This is a genomic window from Mesorhizobium sp. M7A.T.Ca.US.000.02.2.1 (assembly GCF_003996995.1).
Classification (GTDB): domain Bacteria; phylum Pseudomonadota; class Alphaproteobacteria; order Rhizobiales; family Rhizobiaceae; genus Mesorhizobium.
Genome location: NZ_RZTT01000893.1, coordinates 1 through 529, shown reverse-complemented (window position 1 = coordinate 529; position 529 = coordinate 1). Strand labels below are relative to the sequence as shown.

The 529-nt window shown below is 69.9% G+C and carries 2 protein-coding genes; both read left to right on the top strand.

Features of this window, described 5'->3' with window-relative positions:
* On the top strand, positions 1–184 hold a 184-nt coding region (locus EOD15_RS36155; protein ID WP_185929190.1), incomplete at its 5' end, for a hypothetical protein.
* A 59-nt stretch (positions 185–243) separates the two neighbouring features.
* Positions 244–507, top strand: coding sequence for a hypothetical protein (locus EOD15_RS35320; protein ID WP_127409388.1), 264 nt, complete (start codon positions 244–246; stop codon positions 505–507).
* Positions 508–529 lie beyond the last annotated feature (22 nt).

Genomic DNA, 529 nt, shown 5'->3' with positions numbered 1-529 from the left:
TGCCGGTACCGGCTGGGTGCCGAAGGGCATCCGCTCCCCGAAGCAGAAGGCGAAGAAGGCCGAGCCGAAGGCCAAGGCAGAACCGAAGGCGAAGGCGGAAGCGAAGGGCAAGCCCACTAAGGTCGCGCCGAAGGCGAAGGCTCCGGCCAAGGCCGCAGCCGAGGCGACACAGGCCGCCGCCTAACAGCCGAGGGTGGCCGGGCAACCGGCCACCCTTTCAACCGAAGTCCAGGAGCCGCAGCCATGACCGTCCAGAACGATCCCCAAGCCCTCGCCGAGCAGCTGGCCGCTGCTACCCGCAGCGGGAGCCTGAGCGCCGCCTACAGCGTCCTGCAGGCCGTCCCCGGCCCGATGTTGAAGGAGGTGGGATTGCGCAGCGGTTTTGCAGCAGACACGGCCAAGAAGCCCCGCGACGTGATGGCCTTCCTGCTGCCGCAGGTGGCCGAGGCCACCCGCCACGGAACGGACGGCCACGGACTGCGAAAAATCGCGAAGGCCGCCCGGTAGGGCGGCCGATGGGCCGCTGCGC

Excerpts from the sequence above, each read along its gene's own strand:
- EOD15_RS35320 (WP_127409388.1), top strand. The coding sequence starts at position 244 with ATGACCGTCCAGAACGATCCCCAAGCCCTCGCCGAGCAGCTGGCCGCT.